The 19,527-nt window shown below is 68.1% G+C and carries 21 protein-coding genes and 1 tRNA gene; 7 read left to right on the top strand and 15 right to left on the bottom strand.

The annotated features are described in order from the left end of the window. The first annotated feature begins 515 nt into the window (after window positions 1–515). Window positions 516–1,502: a M23 family metallopeptidase gene (locus tag ACWDOP_RS23035; protein ID WP_456346714.1), complete on the top strand. Its 987-nt coding sequence runs from the start codon at window positions 516–518 to the stop codon at window positions 1,500–1,502. Between the two features lie 69 nt (window positions 1,503–1,571). Here the strand turns inward: ACWDOP_RS23035 and purD are convergent, their stop codons facing one another. After that, complete coding sequence (gene purD, locus ACWDOP_RS23030) at window positions 1,572–2,858, bottom strand: phosphoribosylamine--glycine ligase (RefSeq protein ID WP_454205890.1); 1,287 nt, start codon at window positions 2,856–2,858, stop codon at window positions 1,572–1,574. Window positions 2,859–2,996: 138 nt separating this feature from the next. Here purD and ACWDOP_RS23025 point away from each other — a divergent pair, with 138 nt between their 5' ends. Further along, window positions 2,997–3,374: a PH domain-containing protein gene (locus ACWDOP_RS23025; RefSeq protein WP_454205892.1), complete on the top strand. Its 378-nt coding sequence runs from the start codon at window positions 2,997–2,999 to the stop codon at window positions 3,372–3,374. 84 nt (window positions 3,375–3,458) lie between these two features. Here ACWDOP_RS23025 and ACWDOP_RS23020 read toward each other — a convergent pair whose 3' ends face one another. The 3 genes from ACWDOP_RS23020 to ACWDOP_RS23010 are packed head-to-tail and all read right to left on the bottom strand — an operon-like array spanning window position 3,459 to window position 5,490. Continuing rightward, on the bottom strand, window positions 3,459–3,962 hold the full coding sequence (locus ACWDOP_RS23020; protein WP_456346713.1) for a hypothetical protein: 504 nt from the start codon (window positions 3,960–3,962) through the stop codon (window positions 3,459–3,461). 11 nt (window positions 3,963–3,973) lie between these two features. Continuing rightward, window positions 3,974–5,200 carry a DUF6973 domain-containing protein gene (locus ACWDOP_RS23015; RefSeq protein ID WP_456346712.1) on the bottom strand — a complete coding sequence of 409 codons (1,227 nt, stop codon included), beginning with the start codon at window positions 5,198–5,200 and terminating at the stop codon, window positions 3,974–3,976. Continuing rightward, window positions 5,197–5,490: a hypothetical protein gene (locus ACWDOP_RS23010; RefSeq protein WP_456346711.1), complete on the bottom strand. Its 294-nt coding sequence runs from the start codon at window positions 5,488–5,490 to the stop codon at window positions 5,197–5,199. Before ACWDOP_RS23010 ends, ACWDOP_RS23015 begins: the two co-directional genes overlap by 4 nt. Before the next feature lie 172 nt (window positions 5,491–5,662). On the opposite strand from ACWDOP_RS23010, the gene ACWDOP_RS23005 reads away from it, so the two are divergent. After that, window positions 5,663–6,010 carry a YbaB/EbfC family nucleoid-associated protein gene (locus ACWDOP_RS23005; protein ID WP_456346710.1) on the top strand — a complete coding sequence of 116 codons (348 nt, stop codon included), beginning with the start codon at window positions 5,663–5,665 and terminating at the stop codon, window positions 6,008–6,010. A 67-nt stretch (window positions 6,011–6,077) separates the two neighbouring features. Continuing rightward, the gene (locus tag ACWDOP_RS23000; protein WP_354985884.1) at window positions 6,078–6,503 is read left to right on the top strand and encodes an HIT family protein; all 426 of its coding nucleotides are present in this window, start codon (window positions 6,078–6,080) and stop codon (window positions 6,501–6,503) included. A 3-nt stretch (window positions 6,504–6,506) separates the two neighbouring features. Here the strand turns inward: ACWDOP_RS23000 and ACWDOP_RS22995 are convergent, their stop codons facing one another. Next, on the bottom strand, window positions 6,507–7,997 hold the full coding sequence (locus ACWDOP_RS22995; protein ID WP_456346709.1) for an ATP-binding protein: 1,491 nt from the start codon (window positions 7,995–7,997) through the stop codon (window positions 6,507–6,509). After that, a complete protein-coding gene (locus tag ACWDOP_RS22990; protein ID WP_456346708.1) occupies window positions 7,994–8,728 on the bottom strand; it encodes a response regulator transcription factor in 735 nt (244 codons plus the stop codon). Before ACWDOP_RS22990 ends, ACWDOP_RS22995 begins: the two co-directional genes overlap by 4 nt. Before the next feature lie 96 nt (window positions 8,729–8,824). On the opposite strand from ACWDOP_RS22990, the gene ACWDOP_RS22985 reads away from it, so the two are divergent. Next, window positions 8,825–9,619: an alpha/beta fold hydrolase gene (locus ACWDOP_RS22985; RefSeq protein ID WP_456346707.1), complete on the top strand. Its 795-nt coding sequence runs from the start codon at window positions 8,825–8,827 to the stop codon at window positions 9,617–9,619. 123 nt (window positions 9,620–9,742) lie between these two features. Here ACWDOP_RS22985 and ACWDOP_RS22980 read toward each other — a convergent pair. The 3 genes from ACWDOP_RS22980 to ACWDOP_RS22970 all read right to left on the bottom strand — a co-directional run bounded on the left by ACWDOP_RS22980 (window position 9,743) and on the right by ACWDOP_RS22970 (window position 11,205). Further along, window positions 9,743–9,814: transfer RNA gene (locus tag ACWDOP_RS22980), tRNA-Thr, on the bottom strand. Between the two features lie 172 nt (window positions 9,815–9,986). Beyond that, window positions 9,987–10,229, bottom strand: coding sequence for an MbtH family protein (locus tag ACWDOP_RS22975; RefSeq protein ID WP_019931522.1), 243 nt, complete (start codon window positions 10,227–10,229; stop codon window positions 9,987–9,989). Window positions 10,230–10,371: 142 nt separating this feature from the next. Then, window positions 10,372–11,205, bottom strand: a complete 834-nt coding sequence (locus tag ACWDOP_RS22970; protein WP_454205906.1) for an alpha/beta fold hydrolase — start codon at window positions 11,203–11,205, stop codon at window positions 10,372–10,374. A gap of 230 nt (window positions 11,206–11,435) precedes the next feature. Between ACWDOP_RS22970 and ACWDOP_RS22965 the strand changes: the two genes are divergently transcribed. Next, window positions 11,436–11,606 (top strand): hypothetical protein, encoded by a 171-nt coding sequence (locus tag ACWDOP_RS22965; protein WP_454205908.1) that lies wholly within the window; start codon window positions 11,436–11,438, stop codon window positions 11,604–11,606. A 4-nt stretch (window positions 11,607–11,610) separates the two neighbouring features. After that, window positions 11,611–13,098, top strand: coding sequence for an alpha,alpha-trehalose-phosphate synthase (UDP-forming) (locus tag ACWDOP_RS22960; protein WP_456346706.1), 1,488 nt, complete (start codon window positions 11,611–11,613; stop codon window positions 13,096–13,098). A gap of 115 nt (window positions 13,099–13,213) precedes the next feature. Here ACWDOP_RS22960 and ACWDOP_RS22955 read toward each other — a convergent pair whose 3' ends face one another. The 6 genes from ACWDOP_RS22955 to ACWDOP_RS22930 are packed head-to-tail and all read right to left on the bottom strand — an operon-like array spanning window position 13,214 to window position 19,526. Further along, window positions 13,214–13,705 (bottom strand): h domain protein, encoded by a 492-nt coding sequence (locus ACWDOP_RS22955; RefSeq protein WP_456346705.1) that lies wholly within the window; start codon window positions 13,703–13,705, stop codon window positions 13,214–13,216. Next, window positions 13,702–14,520 (bottom strand): hypothetical protein, encoded by an 819-nt coding sequence (locus ACWDOP_RS22950; protein WP_456346704.1) that lies wholly within the window; start codon window positions 14,518–14,520, stop codon window positions 13,702–13,704. Before ACWDOP_RS22950 ends, ACWDOP_RS22955 begins: the two co-directional genes overlap by 4 nt. A 41-nt stretch (window positions 14,521–14,561) precedes the next feature. Further along, window positions 14,562–16,001 (bottom strand): MCE family protein, encoded by a 1,440-nt coding sequence (locus ACWDOP_RS22945; protein WP_456346703.1) that lies wholly within the window; start codon window positions 15,999–16,001, stop codon window positions 14,562–14,564. Then, window positions 15,998–17,212 carry an MCE family protein gene (locus tag ACWDOP_RS22940; protein ID WP_456346702.1) on the bottom strand — a complete coding sequence of 405 codons (1,215 nt, stop codon included), beginning with the start codon at window positions 17,210–17,212 and terminating at the stop codon, window positions 15,998–16,000. Before ACWDOP_RS22940 ends, ACWDOP_RS22945 begins: the two co-directional genes overlap by 4 nt. Then, window positions 17,212–18,471 carry an MCE family protein gene (locus ACWDOP_RS22935; protein WP_454208191.1) on the bottom strand — a complete coding sequence of 420 codons (1,260 nt, stop codon included), beginning with the start codon at window positions 18,469–18,471 and terminating at the stop codon, window positions 17,212–17,214. The genes ACWDOP_RS22940 and ACWDOP_RS22935 overlap by 1 nt, the downstream gene beginning before the upstream one ends. After that, window positions 18,468–19,526, bottom strand: coding sequence for an MCE family protein (locus ACWDOP_RS22930; protein WP_456346701.1), 1,059 nt, complete (start codon window positions 19,524–19,526; stop codon window positions 18,468–18,470). The genes ACWDOP_RS22935 and ACWDOP_RS22930 overlap by 4 nt, the downstream gene beginning before the upstream one ends. Window position 19,527: the final 1 nt, after the last annotated feature.

The raw sequence follows: 19,527 nt of genomic DNA, 5'->3' as shown, positions 1-19,527 counted from the left end.
CGAGACCCGGCAGACCCGGGGACGGCCCGGAACACACGACGAGATCCCAGCGAGGCGACGAGTCGGACTCGCCCGCCGGAAGATCGAGAACCGAGACCGCGCGCAGACGCGGGTTCGGCCGATGGCGCGGCAACCACGCGGGCGAGGGCACAACGGCCGCGGGTGCGCGGACACCGGACGGCGAAACCCGAACCCGGTCCGAGGTGCCGCCCGCCGACGACGCCGGGGCCCGATCGGAATCGCCGCCCGCCGGCACAGGCGAGGCGAAGTCGGAGCTACCACCCGTCGGCGAAGGCGCGGCAGACGGCGAGTCGCCCGCCACCACCGAGGGCGAGGTGCGACCCCGCGGGGAAACAGGTGCCGACAGATCCCCTGACGTCACCGAGCCGGCGCCCACAGGTGGGACCGGTCGCGGATTCCGACGGCGACGCCCGGCGCGGGCCGACTCGAACAGCCAGGTGCGGCCGTCCGAGCCCGAAGCGCAAGTGTCCGAAGCGGACACGACGCGGCGGAAGATGCCGGACAGCTACACGCCCGGACTACGGCTGCCGCTGCACGGCGACGCGGACATCCCGGCGCGGGATCGGGTGGCCCGGGCCGCGCGGGCGGGGGCCTCGACGGTGGCGTGGGCGCGCGGGCGCGCGCCCGTCGTGCGGGACAGAGCGCTCGAATTCTGGGGGCGGCGGCCGCGATCGAGAGCCGAGGCGATGGAGCTGGCCGCGCGGGGGCGGGCCGAGGCGCGGCGGCAGGCGCCGCTCGCCAGGGACTGGGCGGTCAGACATCGCGTGCTGATCGCCGGGGTCGTCGCGGTGGTGGTGTTCACCGGGGCGGACAGCACGCTCGGGCGCTTCCCCGTCGACGCGCCCCTGGAACCCGGTACGGCACTGCGGGTTCCGACCGCGCACCCGATTCAGGTGCAGACACCCAAGGAATCGGCGAAACGCTATCTCGACGCCATCAACAACGGCGAGAAACTGCGCGAAGGGGCGGTGGTGGCCGCCGCCGCGCGCGCCACCCTCGAACGCGCCAAGGCCGAGGCCGCGGCCGCCGTGGCGGGCGAACACCAGGACTGGATGACCACCACCGCGCCCGGCACCTTCGTCCTGCCCGGCGTCGGCAACTTCGCCCTCCCCGCCCAGGGCATGTTCACCTCCGGCTTCGGGCCGCGCTGGGGCACCTTCCACGCGGGCATCGACATCGCCGGGCCGCTCGGCTCACCCATCTACGCGGTCGCCGCGGGCACGGTCATCGAAGCCGGTCCGGCGCAGGGCTTCGGCCTGTGGGTGCGCATCCGGCACGACGACGGCACCATCTCCATCTACGGCCACATGTACGACTTCTTCGTCTCCGCGGGCGAACGCGTCCCCGCCGGCATGCAGATCGCCCGCATCGGCAACCGCGGCGACTCCACCGGCCCGCACCTGCATTTCGAGATCGTCCAGAACGGGCAGCGCGTGGATCCCCAGGCGTGGCTGGCCCTGCACGGGCTCATGCTCACCTGAGGCGGGCGCCCGCCGGAAAGCGCTCGGCCCCTTGCGTGATCGCAAGGGGCCGAGTCGTCGGACGTGTTCTCAGACCGCCGGGGTCGGCACGCTGATCCGGCCCTCCACCGCCGCGAGGGCGATATCGGAGCGGAAGTGCCCGCCCGGCAGCTTGATTCCCGCGAGGCGGTCGTAGGCGTTCCGGCGGGCCACGGTCAGATCCGCGCCCTGCCCGACGATGGCGAGCACGCGGCCGCCGGCCGAGACCAGCGCGCCGTCCTCGCGCAGCGCGGTGCCCGCGTGCAGCACCTCGGATTCGGTTCCGGTGCCGGTCGATTCGGCACCGGTGATGACGTCGCCGCTGCGCGGGCGCGCCGGGTAGTTCTCCGCGGCCAGCACGACGGTGACCGCCGCGCCGTCCTTCCAGCGCGGGGCGGCGACCTGATCCAGGGTGCCGGTGGCGGTGGCGTTCAGCAGTTCGCCGAGCGGGCTGTCCAGCATAGCCAGCACGGCCTGGGTCTCGGGATCGCCGAAGCGGCAGTTGAATTCGATGACGGCCGGGCCGTCGGAGCCGATCGCGAGACCCGCGTACAGCAGGCCGCTGAACGGCACCCCGCGCCGGACCATCTCGGCCGCAACGGGTTTGACCACGTCGTCGACGATGGCCCGCAGCGTGTCGTCGCTCAGCCACGGCAGCGGCGTGTACGCGCCCATGCCGCCGGTGTTCGGCCCGGTGTCGCCGTCGCCGACGCGCTTGTGATCCTGCGCGGGCAGCAGCGGCACCACGTTCTCGCCGTCGACCAGGCAGAACAGCGAGACCTCGGGGCCGTCGAGGAAGGACTCGAGCAGCACCGGATGCCCGTTCTCGAGCAGCTCAGCGCCGTGATCGCGGGCCACCGAGCGGTCGGCGGTCACCACCACGCCCTTGCCGGCGGCCAGACCGTCGTCCTTCACGACCCAGGTCGGCCCGAAACGATCCAGCGCGGCGTCGAGTTCGCCCGGATGATCGACGATCTCCGAGTGCGCGGTCCGCACCCCGGCCGCGTTCATGACGTCCTTGGCGAACGCCTTGGACCCCTCGATCTGCGCGGCGGCGGCCGACGGCCCGAAGGTCGCGATGCCCGCGGCCCGCACCGCGTCGGCGACACCGAGCACCAGCGGCACCTCGGGACCCACCACGACCAGGTCGACGCCGAGCTCCTGCGCCAGCGCCGCCACCTCCGCACCGGAGGAGGCGTCCACCGCCCGGACCTCGGCGTGCTGGGCGATGCCCGCGTTGCCGGGCGCCGCGTACACCGCCGATACCGACGGGTCCCGGCGCAGGGCCAGGACGAGGGCATGTTCACGGGCTCCGGAACCGATGACGAGTACGCGCACGGCTGACAGCTTAAAGCGTGCGCGAACACCACCCGGCCGCCGGTCGCCCCGCCCGGTATCCGTGCGCCGCCCGCCGGTCACAGGGATGATGGTCGGTGACGGCCGGTCACCGCGACTCACTCAGAGGATGTGCCTGCGATGGGCTTGATCGACGGAATCATGGGCAATGCGGGACGCATCGATCCCGCGGGGGCGCAACAGGAGTACGGCAAGCTGCTCGGCCAGGGCGAACAGGTCTATGCCGCGTACCTCCTGGTGCGGGACGCCCTGCTCTTCACCAACCGGCGCCTGGTGCTGGTCGACAAACAGGGCGTGACCGGCCGCAAGGTCAGCTATCACAGCGTGCCGTACCGGGCCATCACCCATTTCTCGGTGGAGACCGCAGGCACCTTCGACCTCGACGCCGAGCTCAAGATCTGGATATCGGGCGCCGACGAGCCGCTCCAGAAGCGGTTCAACCGCCAGGTGGACATCTACGAGGTGCAGGGCATCCTGTCCCACTTCGTCGCGGTCTGAGTAGCCGACGGGACGCGCCCGAGCCAATTCATCGGACGCGGCCCAGAAGCACAGGGCGCAACCGGCGTCCGCCCTGTGTCCGGATCAGTAGGTCCGCAGGCCCCCGCCTTTGGGATTCAGCATCGATTCGCTGGTCAATCGGTCGACAGCGGGGAACTCCAGATATTTGCGGCCTGTATCCCACACCACGGACTGCACCACCTGACGGTCCTTCAGGAAAACGTAGTATCCGAAAGGCGCCGGGTCGGAATTGTTTCCGCGCGGAAGCCCGCTCCAGCAAGTGCCCGAGAGAGTTTCCGCCTTCCGGTTCAGCCGATCATCCGTCGCGTTGGAAGAGACGTCGATGACAGCATCCCAGCCGTCCGACCAGCCCGCTGCGCGCGTGACCTCGCCAAGGCTGACTGGTTGCTGCCCCTGCCCGGCGGTGCGAATCGCCGATATCAATGCCTCGCTCGAGCCGAGCGGCTCCGGCCCACGGTCGAGTTTGATTTCCGCCTGACAAGCCTGCGTGGCGGGCTTGTCCTGCCCAGCAGAGCAGCCGGCCAGCATCGGAACCACCAACAACCCAGCGAGAATGGCTGATTTCACGTACCTGGCACTCACTTTCCCGGTAGGGGGATATCGATCGGCAGCGGACTCGTAATATTCGCCCAGCCCACAGTGTTGCTGAACGCAATCTGAGCCGGAGCCTCAGGCCCGTCGGGGCTGTGAATGACTACGGTGTCGCCCCTGTCGACCGCCGCGATGACCGCCGACTGCAGCTCTTCCTTCGACGCGTTCGCGTTGGCCAGACCGATCTGACGGCCAACCTCGTTGTTCTTGAGGTCCATCGCTTCTCGCTGCGGACCGTTGCCACCGACCTTCTCGTGTGCACTGGAGTACTGCTCGGCCCAGTCCGCACCGAACTCCTGCGTCATGCGCGCATTCCAGTAGGCGTGTCGAGCAGCGTCAGCGTGACCGTCGTCCGACGAGTTCTCATAGACCTCGGTGTACTTGTTCGTCTTCCCGAAGGCCTCCGCCTCGTTCTTGATGTCGTTGAATACCTTGTAGTTCCACGGATTTCCCCCGTGCAGCGGATTGCAGAGGGCATCCAGTGCCTCTTTCTCCTCGACCGTCATCTCCACCGATGTCATATCGGGGTTGAACAGTCGGAGCTTTTCCAGCAGGTCGGCGTCCGGCCAGACGACGATCTCGGACTTGGTCGTATCCACCTGGTAGTTCAGGAGAATGTCGCGGAGCGCCGCGTCCTGCGGGATGCCGGCCAGCACCAGTTTGACGTCCTGCGGCACATTCTCGAGGTGGGTGGCCAGGTTCCGCGCCCCGATCTTGTCGGTTTCCTGCACATCCCAGTACGCCTGTTTGAGTTCGCCGGCCAGCCGATAGCACTCGGCGGCCTTCCAGGCGATGGAGGACGGGTTGCCCCAGTGCTTCTTGACCGTCTCCCAGTTCGAATCGTATGAATCGACGTCGCCGGTCTCGTTGTCGTAGAAGAGGTTGTAGTCCGACTCCGCTATCTTGTCGACGACCGCCTGCAACGCCTTGATGTCCGACTGCAGCGCGGTGGACGTGGTGTCGATCTGCCGATGGATGGCATCGAGGATGTCGCCCGAAGCGACCGCCTCGTTCTTCAGCTTGGTCGATACCGACCGGGCGGACGCACCCGCCGCTTCGCCGAAGTAGGTATCCGACGACTGAACCGCTTTGTCCGCATCGAGGGCCGCGTTCTCCAGCGAGATTCCGGCGTTCATCGCGTCCGCACCGGCGAAGCGCGCCGAATCGAGCTTCCAGGCCAGCACGGTCGAGATGGAGATTGTCTCGTCGCTCATTTGATCCCCTGGAACTTGGCGACGTTCTCCGCTTCCATGGCATCGACGGCGCCCGCCGCGGCATCGGTCAGATCCGCGAACTGGGTGAGTCTGCCCTGATGCAGGGTCACCACCCGGTCCATGGCCTCGAGTGTCAGCCCGATATTGGCCGCGAACGCGGAGCACGGCATCGCCTTCAGGGCCGCGTTCCGGTTCACCTGACCGACCGGAGCCAGTTTCCCCACCGCATCTCGATGTGTGCGAGTCGTGGTCGCCAGCGCGCGAATCTGGTCCGGAACGAAATTGACCATGGTTACCCCTCCACCAGCTTTCGATTCATCAGTCCCCCGCGCCGACCACGGCGCTCGCCAGATGGTAGCTGGTCGGCACGCACGGGTAAGCGCCCGCTCCGTCGTCGCTAGACTGTCGAGCCGTCGTGAAAGGCAGCCTGGTAACAGCGATTCGGAGCAGGGGGCACAGTACGTGGACCAACGACGCGAGCGGGCCGAGCGGATCGACAGGGTCATCGGCGAAGTACGGGCGCAGGCGCGCCCCGCGGACCGCACCATGGCGATCGAGGTCGACGCCTACGGTCACATCACCCAGCTGAAGTTGTCGCCCCAGGCCGTCGCGCAGGGGACCACACAGCTCGAACAGACCGTCATCGAGCAGTACCGGGCCGCGCGAGCCGACGCGGAAGCACAGGCGCACGAGGTGTACGACCGGTTCCTTCGGGACGAGAAGCGCGCCGCCGCGCAGGCGACCTCGCAACCGGCGTGGGCCGACCCGGACGACATGCCCCCGGTCCGAATCTGGACGGACCCCCGATAAATCCGGGAACTCGCAACACCCCAGGTGAGATCCGGCGACCGGACCGAATCCGCGTAGTCTGCCCGGCATGGCTTCTGTTTTCTCAATGATCATCGAAGGTCAGCTGCCGGGCCGATTCGTCTGGGAGGACGACGAATTCGTCGCATTCCTGACCATCTCCCCGGTCACGCAGGGGCACACGCTGGTGGTGCCGCGCAAGGAGATCGACCAGTGGCAGGACGTCGATCCCGGCACGTTCGCGCGGATGACGGCGGTGTCGCAGAAGATCGGGCAGGCCGTTCGGGCGGCGTGGGACGCCCCGCGGGCGGGCATGCTCATCGCCGGACTGGAGGTGCCGCACCTGCACCTGCACGTGTTCCCGGCGTTCGAACTCGGTGACTTCGACATCACCGGCGCGGACCCCGAACCCAGCAAGGAGTCGCTGGACGAGGCGCAGGCCAAGATCAAGCAGGCGCTGCGCGACCTCGGCTACGGCGCGAACGTCCCGGAGTAGCCGCTACCGCTCGCGCGGCAGGCGCACGGTGAAGGTGGTCCCCGAGCCCGGGACGCTGGCCACCGACACCGTGCCGCCGTGCGCGGCCACCAGCGCGCGCACGATCGACAGGCCCAGCCCCGTACCACCGCTGATTCGGCTGCGGGAATCGTCGGCGCGGTAGAAACGCTCGAAAACCCGCTCGGCCTGTTCGGGTTCCAGGCCCGGGCCGGTATCGGCGACCGCGAGCAGCACGTGATCCGTTTCGGGGGTGAGCCTTACGGTCACCGCCGCCTCGGGCGGGGTGTGCACGAGCGCGTTGTTCACCAGATTCGCCAGCACCTGACGCAGGCGCTGATCGTCCCCGAGCACCTCCAGTGTGCCCGCCCCCGAACAGATCTCGATATCGATGCGGCGGGCCGGGCCGTCGGGGTGCTGCACCGCGTCCAGCGCCCGCGCGCCGTGCACGGCGTCGCTGGCCACGGTCAGCAGATCCACCGGCCGCCGCTCGATCGGGCGCTGCGCGTCGAGCCTGGCGAGCATGAGCAGATCCTCCACCAGCAGGCCCATGCGCTTGGATTCGTGTTCGATGCGATCCATAACCAGCGCCGGATCCTGAATCGCCCCTTGGCGATACAGCTCCGAGAAGCCCTTGATACTGGTCAGCGGAGTCCGCAGTTCGTGGCTGGCGTCGGCGACGAAACGCCGCATGTTGGCCTCCGAGCGCCGCGCCGCCTCCTCCGACGCCTCGGTCGCGGCGAAGGCCTGCTGGATCTGGGTCAGCATGGTGTTCAGCGACTGCGACAGCCGATCGACCTCGGTGTCGGTGCCGTGCACCGGAACCCGCTGATGCAGATCACCGCCGGCGATGGCGGCGGCGGTCTGTTCGACCTGCCGCAGCGGGCGCAGACTGCGCCGGATCACCCAGCGGGCGACGAACGCCAGCGCGGTCAGAACCACCAGGCCGATCCCGGCCTGCAGCATGATGAGCCGATCCAGGATCGAACGGGTCTGGTCCATGCGCAGCGCGACGGTGCTCACGCCCTTGTCCGTGCGCACCCGCAGCACCCGCCACTGCTCCGACGCGTCACCGACCGAGCCGACCGTAATGGGTTTGTCGCCAAGGTCTGCAGGCACATCCGGCTGACCATTGCCGACGTCCAGATGCAGGGTGCTCTTCCCGGCCGCGTCCTCGACCCGCACGTACAGCAGATCGGGTGGGCGTTCCTTGTTCTCCGGGGGCTGCGGCAGCACTTCGGGCCGGCGCGCGCCCGGGGCGGCCCAGCCGTGGCTGGCCTCGGCCAGCTGGCGGTCCATGCGGTCCACCAGGACGTCACGCATGAGGGCTGTGACGCCGATGCCCGAGACCAGCAGCCCCAGGCCCGTCAGCGACACCAGCGCCAAGGCCAGGGTGGTACGCAGCGGAATGGCAGCGAGGCGGCGCGAGAGTGCCGCGCGCACACCGGTTTCGCGCGACGCAGGAACTCCGCCATCGCCCGGGGCCTGCTCGGTCATCGCGCGCCCGGCGCGCGCTGGGATTCCCGCATGACGTAGCCGACCCCGCGCAGGGTGTGGATGAGCCGATCCGGCCCGGTGTCGACCTTCTTGCGCAGATACGACACGTAGGTCTCGACCACCCCGACCTCACCGCCGAAGTCGTAGCGCCACACGTGATCCAGGATGCGCGGCTTGCTGAGCACGGTGCCCGCGTTGACCATGAAGTAGCGCAGCAGCGTGAACTCGGTCGGCGAGAGCGGCACCGCCTCACCCGCCTTCCACACCTCGTGGGTGTCGTCGTCCAGCTCGATGTCGGCGAAGCGCAGCCGCGAGCTCTTCTCCTCCACCGCGGTCCGCCCCGCCCGCCGCAGGATCACCCGCAACCGCGCCACGACCTCCTCGAGGCTGAACGGCTTGGTCACGTAGTCGTCGGCCCCCAGCGTGAGCCCGGTGACCTTGTCCTCCACCTCGTCCCGCGCGGTCAGGAACAACACCGGCGCGTCGATCCCGTCCGCCCGCAGCCGCCGCAACAACCCGAACCCGTCCATCCCCGGCATCATGACGTCCACGATCAGCGCGTCCGGCCGGAAACTCCGCGCCCGGTCCAGCCCCTCGGTCCCGCTCCCCGCCGTGGCGACCTCGAACCCCTGGAACCGCAGACTGACCGACAACAGCTCCACGATCATCGGCTCGTCGTCGACGACCAACACCTTGGCCTCGACGTCCCGCACAGACCCCACACCGCTCATACCCCCATCCTGCGTCCACCCCCGGTGATCTCCCTGGACCTTCCCTGTGAGTTTCCTGCGAGCCCCCGTTCCGGCCCGAGAGCGCACACTCGAACCATGCAACCGCTCTCGATCACCACCCGAGGCAGCGGCCCGCCCGTGATCCTCGTGCACGGCGGCGCGAGTCCGAGAACGACCTGGCGCGGCCTGGAACCCCTCACCACCCACTGGACCCTGCACTACGTCCACCGCCGCGGCTTCGGCGACAGCCCGCCCCCACCGAACGGGCGCCAAGATTTCGCCGTGGACGCCGACGACCTCGAACCTCTCTTCCGCACGCACCGCCCGCACGTGCTGGCCCACTCCTATGGGGTCCTGGGCACCCTCATAGCCGCCGCCCGCACCCCCGAATCCCTTCGCTCCCTGACCCTCATCGAGCCGCCTCTCTACTACTTGGCGCCCACCGACCCCGCGGTCGCCCACATAGAAGCCCTGGGCACCGAGGTCCTGACCCGCGGCCGCGACGCCGACCCCGCGATGCTCCGCGAGTTCCTCACCCTCGCCGGCGCCCCACCCGCCGAAACCCTGGAAGCCTCCGAACCCGCCCTGCACCGAGCCGCCGGGGCCCGCCTCCCCTCCGAGGCCCACCCCGACCTGACACCCCTACGAGAAGCCCGGGTCCCAGCTCTGGTCGCCTCCGGCGCCCACTCCCCCGCCCTGGAAACGATCTGCGACAACCTGGCCGAAACCCTCGCCGCCCGCCGCCTGCAGTCCCCCGGCGCAGGCCACTTCGTCCCCGCCGCACCAGGTTTCGCAGAAACCCTCCACAGCTTCCTCACCGAATGCGCCCCCACCTCGAAAACCCCCGAGCGCAATGCCGAAGGCGAGCCGAAAGGAAATAGCAACGCCTGATCTCGCGACCTTCGGGGTAACTCCCCGGGTACCCCCAGAACCCGGCCACGCGCGGAGGCGAGTCCGGGGATGAAACGCAACCGCCTCCCCAGCGACCGTAAAAGTCGCGGAGAGGCGGTCCAGAGCCCCCTGTCAGGATTGAACTGACGACCTTCGCTTTACAAGAGCGGTGCTCTACCACTGAGCTAAGGAGGCGGGAAAGCGGTGCCCATCATAACCGGGTAGGCCGGCTGCGCGGAAAAGCCGGGTCCCCAGGTGATTTCGACACTGTCGGGTCAGGGCCGAGCGGCGGCCGGACGGGGCTTGTGGCCCCGCCTCCGGCCGCGTTCGGAATCGTTCCCACGCAGTATCGGGTCAACCGCTCTTGTCAGGACTGCGCCGCCTGACGGGCCGCGTCATCGGCGGCCATGGCATCACGCAAGCTCTTGGGACGCATATCCGTCCAGTTCTTCTCGACGTACTCGACACACGCGGCGCGCGAGTCCTCGCCGAAGACGACTCGCCAACCCGCCGGGACCTCGGCGAAGGCGGGCCACAGCGAATGCTGCTCCTCGTCGTTGACCAGGACGAAGAACCGGCCGTCTTCGTCGTCGAAGGGATTGGTGCTCATTTCACCTCACTGGATACTGGCGCTGTGTACGGGAACGCTGACGGTTCGTCCGTCGACCACGGTAGGGCACCGCGGCGACGGGACTAGCCCCCGACGTTGATTCGACCCTAGCAAGGGTGGTGTTACGCCCGGGCGGTTACCTTCACGCGGCGAAGAATTCCAGCAGGATCTTGTTCACCGCTTCGGGTCGTTCCAGGTAGCCGAAGTGCCCGGCATCGGGGATCTCATGGTAGCGGGCGCCGGGGATGGCATCCGCCACCTCGCGGGACAAGTAGGGCGGGATCATGCGGTCATCGGCGAATCCGACCGACAGACAGGGCACGTTGATCGCCCGGTAGGCGGCGAGTCGATCGAAGTCGTGGTCCATGCGGCGCTGGGCGCGCACGCCCGGTTTGACCGGGCCGCCGGTGAATTCGAACAGGTCCAGCCAGTCGCGGGCGGCGTTGACGTCGGCCATGGTCGCCGGCGACAGGTTCATGAGCGCGGTCAGCGCGGCCTCGTACTTGGCGGGCAGCTGCACACCGGAGTCGTCGAGCGCGTGCTCACCGAGCGAGAGGGTGCGCTGGAACTGGTCCAGGCGGGCGTGCCCGGCCAGGAAGACGGCCTTGCGCACCAGGTCGGGCCGGGCCAGCGCGAGTTCCTGGGTGACCCGCGACCCCATGGACTGGCCCACGACCAGCGCCGGGCCCTCGTCCAGGAATTCGATGAGCGCGGCGGTGTCGCGCACCAGGTCGTCGATCGTCATCCCGTCGGCCGCCTCGTACGACGGTGCGATGCCGCGGTTGTCGAAGGTACAGACCCGATACCCGGCGGCCACCAGCGCGGGCACCTGATGCAGTTCCCACACCCGGCCCGGGCTCCCGGTGCCCATGATCATGACGACCAGCGGACCGCCGCCCTTGACGTCCGTTCCCCGGGCGCGGTCCCCCTTGACCTGGTAGTTCAGCGAGATTCCGTTCACCGTGGCCAACGGCATTGCGGCTACCCCTTCATCCGATTCGAGCGGCTGTTGCCTCTGCTCACCGTAGCGGTCGCGATCGCGGCCGGCTTCCGCACCGCTTGTCGACCTCACGTACCGCGATGTTTCAGATCCCCGGTCCGTTGCGTTTCCGGCTCGCTGTGAGCGCAGGGGTGCGGTCGGCGATACGCGGCCAGATACGATGGACTCCTCGATACTCGAGCAGAATTCCCCGAGAGGACGGCATGATGGCCGCGAAGAGCAGCGCAAACGACATCGCGGACGACGATCTGGAACCACTGGCCGACGAGACCGCGCGCCAGGCACAGCGCGTCGTGGCCGCCTACGCCACCGATGCGGACGAATGCCGGATGCTGCTCTCGATGCTGGGCATCGCTCCCCTTACGCGAGGCGAATGAGATCGTGAACCCGGACAGTTCGGGCGCCGGTTCCGGCTTCGTCGTCGTAGCCAATCGGCTACCGGTCGACCTGGAACGCCTGCCCGACGGCACCACACGATGGAAGCGCAGTCCCGGCGGCCTGGTGACCGCCCTGGAGCCGGTGCTGCGCAACAACAAGGGCGCCTGGGTCGGCTGGGCCGGCGTCCCCGATGTCGATATGGACCCGATCACCGAGGACGGGCTGGATCTGCATCCGGTGCCGCTGTCCTCGGAAGAGGTCGCCGACTACTACGAAGGTTTCTCCAACGCCACGCTGTGGCCGCTCTATCACGATGTGATCGTGCGCCCGGTCTACGACCGCAAGTGGTGGCAGGCGTACGTGCAGGTGAACCGCCGCTTCGCCGAGTACACCGCCAAGGTGGCCGCCGAGGGCGCCACCGTCTGGGTGCAGGACTACCAGTTGCAGCTGGTCCCCAAGATGCTGCGCATGCTCCGCCCCGATCTCACCATCGGCTTCTTCCTGCACATCCCGTTCCCGCCGGTCGAGCTGTTCATGCAGATGCCGTGGCGCACCGAGATCGTCGAGGGTCTGCTCGGCGCGGATCTGATCGGCTTCCATCTGCCCGGCGGCGCGCAGAACTTCCTCTACCTCGCCAGAAGGCTTGCCGGACAGCCGACTTCGCGCGGTAACGTGGGCGTGCGCTCGAAACTCGGTGTGGTACAGGTGGGTTTCCGCACCGTGCGCGTCGGCGCGTTCCCGATCTCCATCGCCTCGACCGAGCTCGACGAGTACTCCCGCCGTCGCGGCGTGCGGGAACGGGCCGCGAAAATCCGTGCGGAACTGGGCAATCCGAAGACGATCCTGCTGGGCGTCGACCGCCTGGACTACACCAAGGGCATCGACATCCGGCTCGCCGCGCTCGAAGAGCTGTTGCACGAGAACCGGATCGACCCCGCCGACACGGTGATGGTGCAGCTGGCCACGCCGAGCCGCGAACGCGTCGAGTCCTACAAGCAGATGCGCGGCGACATCGAGCGCCAGGTGGGCCGGATCAACGGCGAGTTCGCCCGGGTGGGCTATCCGGTGGTGCACTACCTGCACCGCCCCATCCCCAAGGAAGAGCTGGTCTCGTTCTTCGTGGCCGCCGACGTCATGCTGGTGACCCCGCTGCGGGACGGCATGAACCTGGTCGCCAAGGAGTACGTGGCCTGCCAGGGCGGTCTCAGCGGCGCCCTGGTGCTGTCCGAGTTCACCGGTGCGGCAGCGGAATTGCGTCAGGCATACCTGTGCAACCCGCACGACCTGGACAGCGTCAAGGACGCGATAGCGGGCGCCATCGAGGACGACCGCGACACCCGTCGCCGGCGGATGCGCTCGCTGCGCCGCCAGGTCCTGACCCACGACGTCGACCGCTGGGCCCGCGCGTTCCTGGACGCCCTGGCGCACGATCGGGTGGCGGGCAGCGCCCTGCTGACCGACGACGACGTCGATCCGGACATCAGCGGCTGACCCTCGCACCCCGCAGAGCGACGATGGTCCCTACCCGGCATCCGGGTAGGGACCATCTCGTTCGGGAGCGCTGTGGGCCGATGACGACGCGCTACGGCCGCGCACAGCCCTCGGGTCAGATCGGATCGACGTTGGCGACCAGCCAGCGCCCGTCCTGCTTGTCCAGGGTCACCTTGATCCGGCTCTGGATGTACGTACCGGTGGCGGGATCCTTGCCGACGCTCTTCTGGTTCAGGAACACCATCACCTCGGAGTGATCGGCGGTCGTGCTCATGACGCCGGTCGCCTGGATGGTCGCGGTGACGATGAGTTCCTTGCTCTTCGCCGAGGGCGCGATGTTCTCCCGCACGACCATCTCCCAGTCCTTCTGGAAGTCCGGGGTCATGTCGTCGACGACCTTCGCCATCTGGGCGTCGACGGACTGGAAGCTGTAGCCGAACATGCCCTCGGCGGCCCGGCGCGCCACCACCATCGACTCTTCGCGGGCATCCTCGGACTGGCTCTCCTGCCACGAGGAGTAGCCGCTGAAACCGGCCAGGACGAGACTGACGATCAGCAGGGCCGCGGCTCCGATGAGGACCTGCAGACTGCGCGATGTGCGGATCAAAACACCATCTCCATCCCGGTCACCGACAGCTTGCCGCCATCGTCCTTGCCGATGGTCACCCGGAAGCGGTACTGGCGCTGCTGCTCGCCGTCGACGCCGGCGTTGGTGAGCACCTGCTTCACCGCGACCAGCACGATCGCGGCGTGGTCGTCGGAGCTCTCCAGCGCGGTCGCGACGACCTCGCCCTTCACCTTGACCTGGGCCTTCTGGATGAGTTGCGAGAACTCGTCCTTGCGGCTGGCCAGGTCGGCGGCGAAGTCACCCGAGGTGACCTCGAGCGCCTTGGCGAAATCCTCGGGCGCCGACTCACCGTTGATGTTCACGATGGTGGTCATGGCCTGCTTGGCGAACTGGGTGTACTCGGTCCGCTGCGCTTCCAGGTCGGACGCCGAATTGCGTTCGAAGAGAAAGAAACCCGTCGCGCCGAGCGCGGTGAGGGACAGCACGACGCACACCGCCGCGACGATCTTCATCCAGGTGGGTCCGGAAGCGGCCGAAGCGACTGCGGGCGCTTCGGATTCTTCGGACTCCTCGGAATCGGCGGAGTCGGCGGGTGCGGGGGCCTTGTCGAGCCGCACCGTGCTGTCGGAGGTGTGCTCGGCATCCGGGATCGCGGCCGCGGCGGCAGGCTCCGGCGCGGCCGCGGGCTCCACAGCCGTGGCGGCGGGCTCCGCCTCCACGGCAGCGGCCTCCGCGGCCGACCCCGCCCCCGCGGCGGCCGGCGCGGCCGCCACGGGATCGGTGTCGGGTGTCTCGGAATCGAGCGCCCGCGAGGCGATCTCCCCCTCTTCGGGCGGTGGGCCTTCCGAACGCACCGCGCGCCGCCGAGAGCGGTTTCTCACCCCGCTGGTTTCACTCATTTCAACTGCTCCTGCACCATTGCTGTCAAGGTCGGCGGAACTATCCCGGATCCGTCCGGGCCGATGTTGCCCAGACGATACGTGCGATTGTCCGGTCCCAAGAAGGTCCCGCTGTTGGGATCGTACGAGCGCGACTCGAACGAGGCTGGTTGGGTACCCCCTGCGGGCTGCTGACCTGCGCCGGCGTCACCGCTCGGCTCGGTGCTGGGCGCGCCCGGCGCGTCCTTTTCGAAGGGCAGCGGCATGTTGCCCTCGGGCACGTAGCCCTCCGGGTCGCGGCAGAGTTCCGGGGTCGGCGCACGCTTGCCGGGGAATTCCATACACGGGGTATTCCGAATACCGCGGACCGCGTAGGGCGCGTCCTGCGGCACCTTGCAGTAGAGATTGTCCGGGGTCGGCGGCGCGTCGACCAGCGAGGCGTCGCGGCGGTCGTTGGGCGAGAGGAAGCCGACGGTGCAACCCGCCGGATCACCGACGCTGATCATGAAGTCGACCATGGCGCCGTATTCGAGGGGGCCACTGGTGGCTGCCGTGAGCAGCGCCGCGATCAGCGGCGGGAAGACCACCAGCAACTGCTCGACACTCGCGTCGTAGATGTAGCTGACCTGTCCGATGCTGACCAGGTTCCGGGCCAGCAGCGGCAGCGTCGGCTGCAACTGGTTGAACAGGTCGGTGGCGCTGGCCGCCGCGCCGGGCACCTTGTCGATGACGCTGCGCAGGGCCGGATCATGTTCGCGGAGTTGATCGGTGAGCGTCGCCAGATCCTTGGTCCAGCTCCGGATGGCGGCATCGGACTCGACCTGGGTGTCGAGCAGCGGCCCGATCTTCTCGATCAGATCCTTGGTGGCCTGGGTGTTGTTCTTGGCCTCCTGCACCAGCAGTGACGCGGAGTCGAGGAAGCGCTGCAGGTCCGGGCCGGCGCCGTCGAAGGCCACGAAGGCGTCGTCGATGACCTGGCGCAGCTTGGTGTCCGCGACGCTGTTGAGCAGCCGGTCGGTCTGATCGAGGAGCGTGCCGACGTCCTGCGGCAGCTTGGTGCGCTCCACCGGGATGACCGAACCGTCGGAGAGGTTGCCGCCCTGGGGATCCGGTACCGGCACCAGGTCGACGTACTGCTCGCCGATGGCCGACACGCTGCGGACCACGGCGGTCACGTCGGACGGAATCTTCTGGTCGCTGTCGACGGTGAGCTCGGCGTCGACTCCCTCGGGAGTCAGCCGGACCTCCTTCACCTTGCCGACATTCATGCCGCGGTAGGAGACGTTGGCGTGCTCGTAGAGCCCGCCGGTGGCGCTCAGCTGGACCGTGACGCCGTAGACGCCGATGCCGAACGCGGCGGGCAGCTTCACATAGACGCCCGACATGACGGCCAGGCCGATCACCGTCAAGACGGAGAAGATCGCGAGCTGGATCTTGACGAATCGAGTGAGTTTCACTGTCCATCCCCTTGCGGAACGGTGAGCCCCGGAATGGGGGGCAGGCCGGGAATCGCGCCCAGGCCGGGAATCGTCTGCACCTCGGCCGGATTCTGCTGGAAGGGAGCAGTTTTCGGATCGATGGGCGGACCGTCGGTGCCGCCGATCGATCCGAGCGCGCCCTCGATGCCCGAAGCACGCGGCCCGAGAGCGGTTCCGGTGAACAGGTTCTTCTGCAGGCGGGCGGTGGTGAGGTCGAAGACCATCTTGACGTTCAGGTAGTCGCCGCGGACCGCACCGTCCAGCGCGTGCATGGGGAACGGGAAGGTCAGCAGCATGCCGAGGGCCTTCGTGAGATTGCCTCCGGTGTCGGCGATCTGCTGGACCACCGGCCACAGATTCGCCAGATCGGCCTTCAGCGAGTCGCCGCCCTCGGCGACGAACTTGGACACCACGTCACCCAGATTCGCCAGCGCGGTCAGCGTCGAGGTGATGTTCTCGCGCCGATCCGCGAGCACGGTGAGCGCGGGGTGGATGTTGTCGATGGCCGAGGCCAGCCTGTCCTGCTGCTGCGCGAGGATGCCGGAGAAGCGGTCGAGCCCGCCCATCGCGGCGATGATGTCCGCGGTCTGGGCGTCGAGCGTCGTGACGAGAGTGTTCAACTGCGGCAGCAGTTCCCGGATCTCGTCGGTGCGCCCGGTGAAGGCCTTGTTCAGTTCCCCGGTGATGTTCTCCAGCTGGCTGATGCCGCCGCCGTTGAGCACGACCGACAGCGAGGACAGCGTCTGCTCCGTGGTCGGGTAGGCGCCGGCGCGTTCCATGGGAATGACGTCGCCGGCCCGCAACTCACCGCTGGCCGCGGTGTCGGTCGGCGGCGCCAGCTCCAGGTGATTGGAGCCGAGCAGACTGGTCTGCCCGATCTTCGCGGTCGCGTTGGCGGGCAGCTTGACGCCCTTGTCCAGGCTCAGGGTGACCAGCGCGTGCCAGCCCTCCACCTCGACGCCGGTGACGGCGCCGACGGTGACGTCGTTGACTCGAACCGGGGAATTACGGGTCAGGGTGGTGACATTGGGCATCTGCACCTTGACCTCCCACGCACCCTCGCCGCCGCCGGCCGCGCCGGGCATCGGCAGGGAGTTGAGTCCGTCGAACTGACAGCCCGTCGTCCCCAGCGTGATGGCGATACCGATCGCCAGACCGCCCGCGCACTTGCGCATCGGAGTGGTCCTCATCAGTTACCTCCCGGAACGGCCAACTCGGCGAGGGAATTCGGAACGCTGACCTGACCGGCCTTGGGCTGATTCCGCGCCCGCTCTTCGAGTTCCGGTGTGGTGTAGGCGATCTGGTCGGGCGTCGCGCCCGCGGCGGTCGCCGGGCTGAGCATGAACGGCAGGTAGTTCATCGTCATGTTCGACAGCGCGGGGCCCAGGGTCTGGGCGCACAGGTCCGCCGACTTGTCCGAGCTCTCGCGAGCCGCGGCGCGCACCGATCCGCAGAGGAAGCTGAGTGGATCGGCGAAGTTGGTGATGACCGGGTAGCCGGTGAGGCTGCCGGTATTGGGCTTGTACAGCTGGTAGAAGTTCACCAGCGCGGTGGGCCCGGAGTGCAGCAGGCGCTCGACCTGCGGCTGCTTCTCGACCAGGATGCCGGTGACGTCGGCGAGCCGCTGCAGATCCTCGGTGAGCCCGTCGCCGTGGCTGTCGATGAATCGCTTCACGTCGCTGACCGCGCTGTCCAGGTTGTCCAGTCCCACACCGAGATCGGTGGACACGTTGGCCAGGACCTGCGACACCGAGGCCAGCCGGCCACCGAACTGCACGATCTGATCGTTGCTCTTGGAGATGACGTCGACGAACTGCTGCAGGTTGCGAATCGTCGCGAACAGGTCGGTACGACCGTCGGACAGCGTCGTCAACGCCCCGGACAGCTCCCGCAGCGTGTTACGGAAGGCTTCACCGTTGCCGTCGAGGTTGTTCGCGGCGGTGTCGACGAAACGACCGAACGAGCCCTGCTCGTCTTCACCGACCGGACCGAGAGTGGTTGCCAGCTTGGACAATTCGGCCTTGATGTCATCCCACTCGACCGGGATGGCGGTGCGTTCGATCGGGATGGTCCCGCCGTCCTTCAGCTCGGGGCCACCCGTGTAGGCGGGAGCGAGCTGGACGAATCGGGCCGAAACCAGGGACGGGGAGATCAGCACGGCTTTGGCGTCGGCCGGCAGCTCCACGCCGCGGTCCACGGTCATCTTGACCGCGACCCGGTCCTTGCCGGGCTCGACCGAATCGATGGTGCCGACCTTCACGCCGAGCACCCGCACCGAGTCGCCCGCGTACAGGCCGCTGGTGGAGGGGAAGTACGCGGTGATCTGCTTGGTGCCGACCTTGGTGACCGTCGTGTATCCGGCGAAGGCCAGGGCGGCCACCGCCACCACGACTATCGCGATGAGTCCCGCGCGCGGCAGTTTGCCGAGAGTGGTTCGCACTGCGTTCATTTATCCGGACCGACCTTTCCTGGACCGACGCCGAGGGTGCTCAACATCTCCTGCAGCGCCTGCGGCACGTTCTCCGGCCACACCATGGCGTCCACCAGCACCTCCAGCGACGAGCTGGAGAAGTTCGAGATATAGGCCTGGAAGTAGGGGCCGGAGCCGACCTGCTCACCCAGTGCGCCCGCGTAGGGGCCGACCGCGTCCAGCGCGTCCTTCAGGTCCTGTTCGTTCCTGGTCAGGATGTCCAGGACCGAGTTCAGCTTCTCCAGCGTCGGACCGAGTTCGGCCTCGTTGTCGTTCACGAAACCGGTCAGCTGCTGGGCCAGTCCGTTCACGTACACGACGAGCTGGCTGATCGCACTCCGGCGCGCCTCCAGCTCACCCAGCAGCGAATTGCCGTCGACGAGCAGCGAATTGATCTTCTGGGCGCGGTCCGAGAGCACCTTGGTCACGCCCTGGGCGCGACCGAGCAGATCGGTCAGCGCCTGATCGCGCGAGTTGATGCTGCGCGACAGGGCGGTGATGCCGTCGAGCGCGCTGCGCAGCGGGGCCGGCGTATCGGCGAACGTGACCGACAGGGTGTCCAGGGTCTTGTTGACCTGGTCCATGTCCAGATCCTTGACGGTCGTGGACAGATCGCCGAGCGCGTCGTTGAGGGAATAGGGAGAGGTGGTGCGCTCCAGCGGAATCGGATCGTTCTTATTGATGGATCCGCCGCCGCTCGGGGTGACCTCCATCGACTTGCGGCCCAGCACCGTATTGGTCTTGATGGCCGCGGTCGTCTTGTTGCCCAGCGGGATCGACTCGTCGAGGGTGAAGCGCACGCGCACCTTGGCCCCGTCCAGCGAGACCTCGTCCACGCGGCCGGATTTCACACCGGCCACCTGCACCTGGTCACCGTCGACGAGACCGCCCGCGTCGGCGAAGTAGGCCACGTACTCGGCCCCGGACTTGATCAGGGGCAACCGGTCGAACTGCAGGGAGCTCAGCGAGACAGTCACGGCCAGCACGATGCCGACGACACCGATATTGACCGTGGACAGGCGATTCGTATTCATG

Source organism: Nocardia sp. NPDC003693, assembly GCF_053981095.1.
Note: the sequence above shows the minus strand (reverse complement) of the source record. Positions and strands in the feature narration are given on the sequence as shown.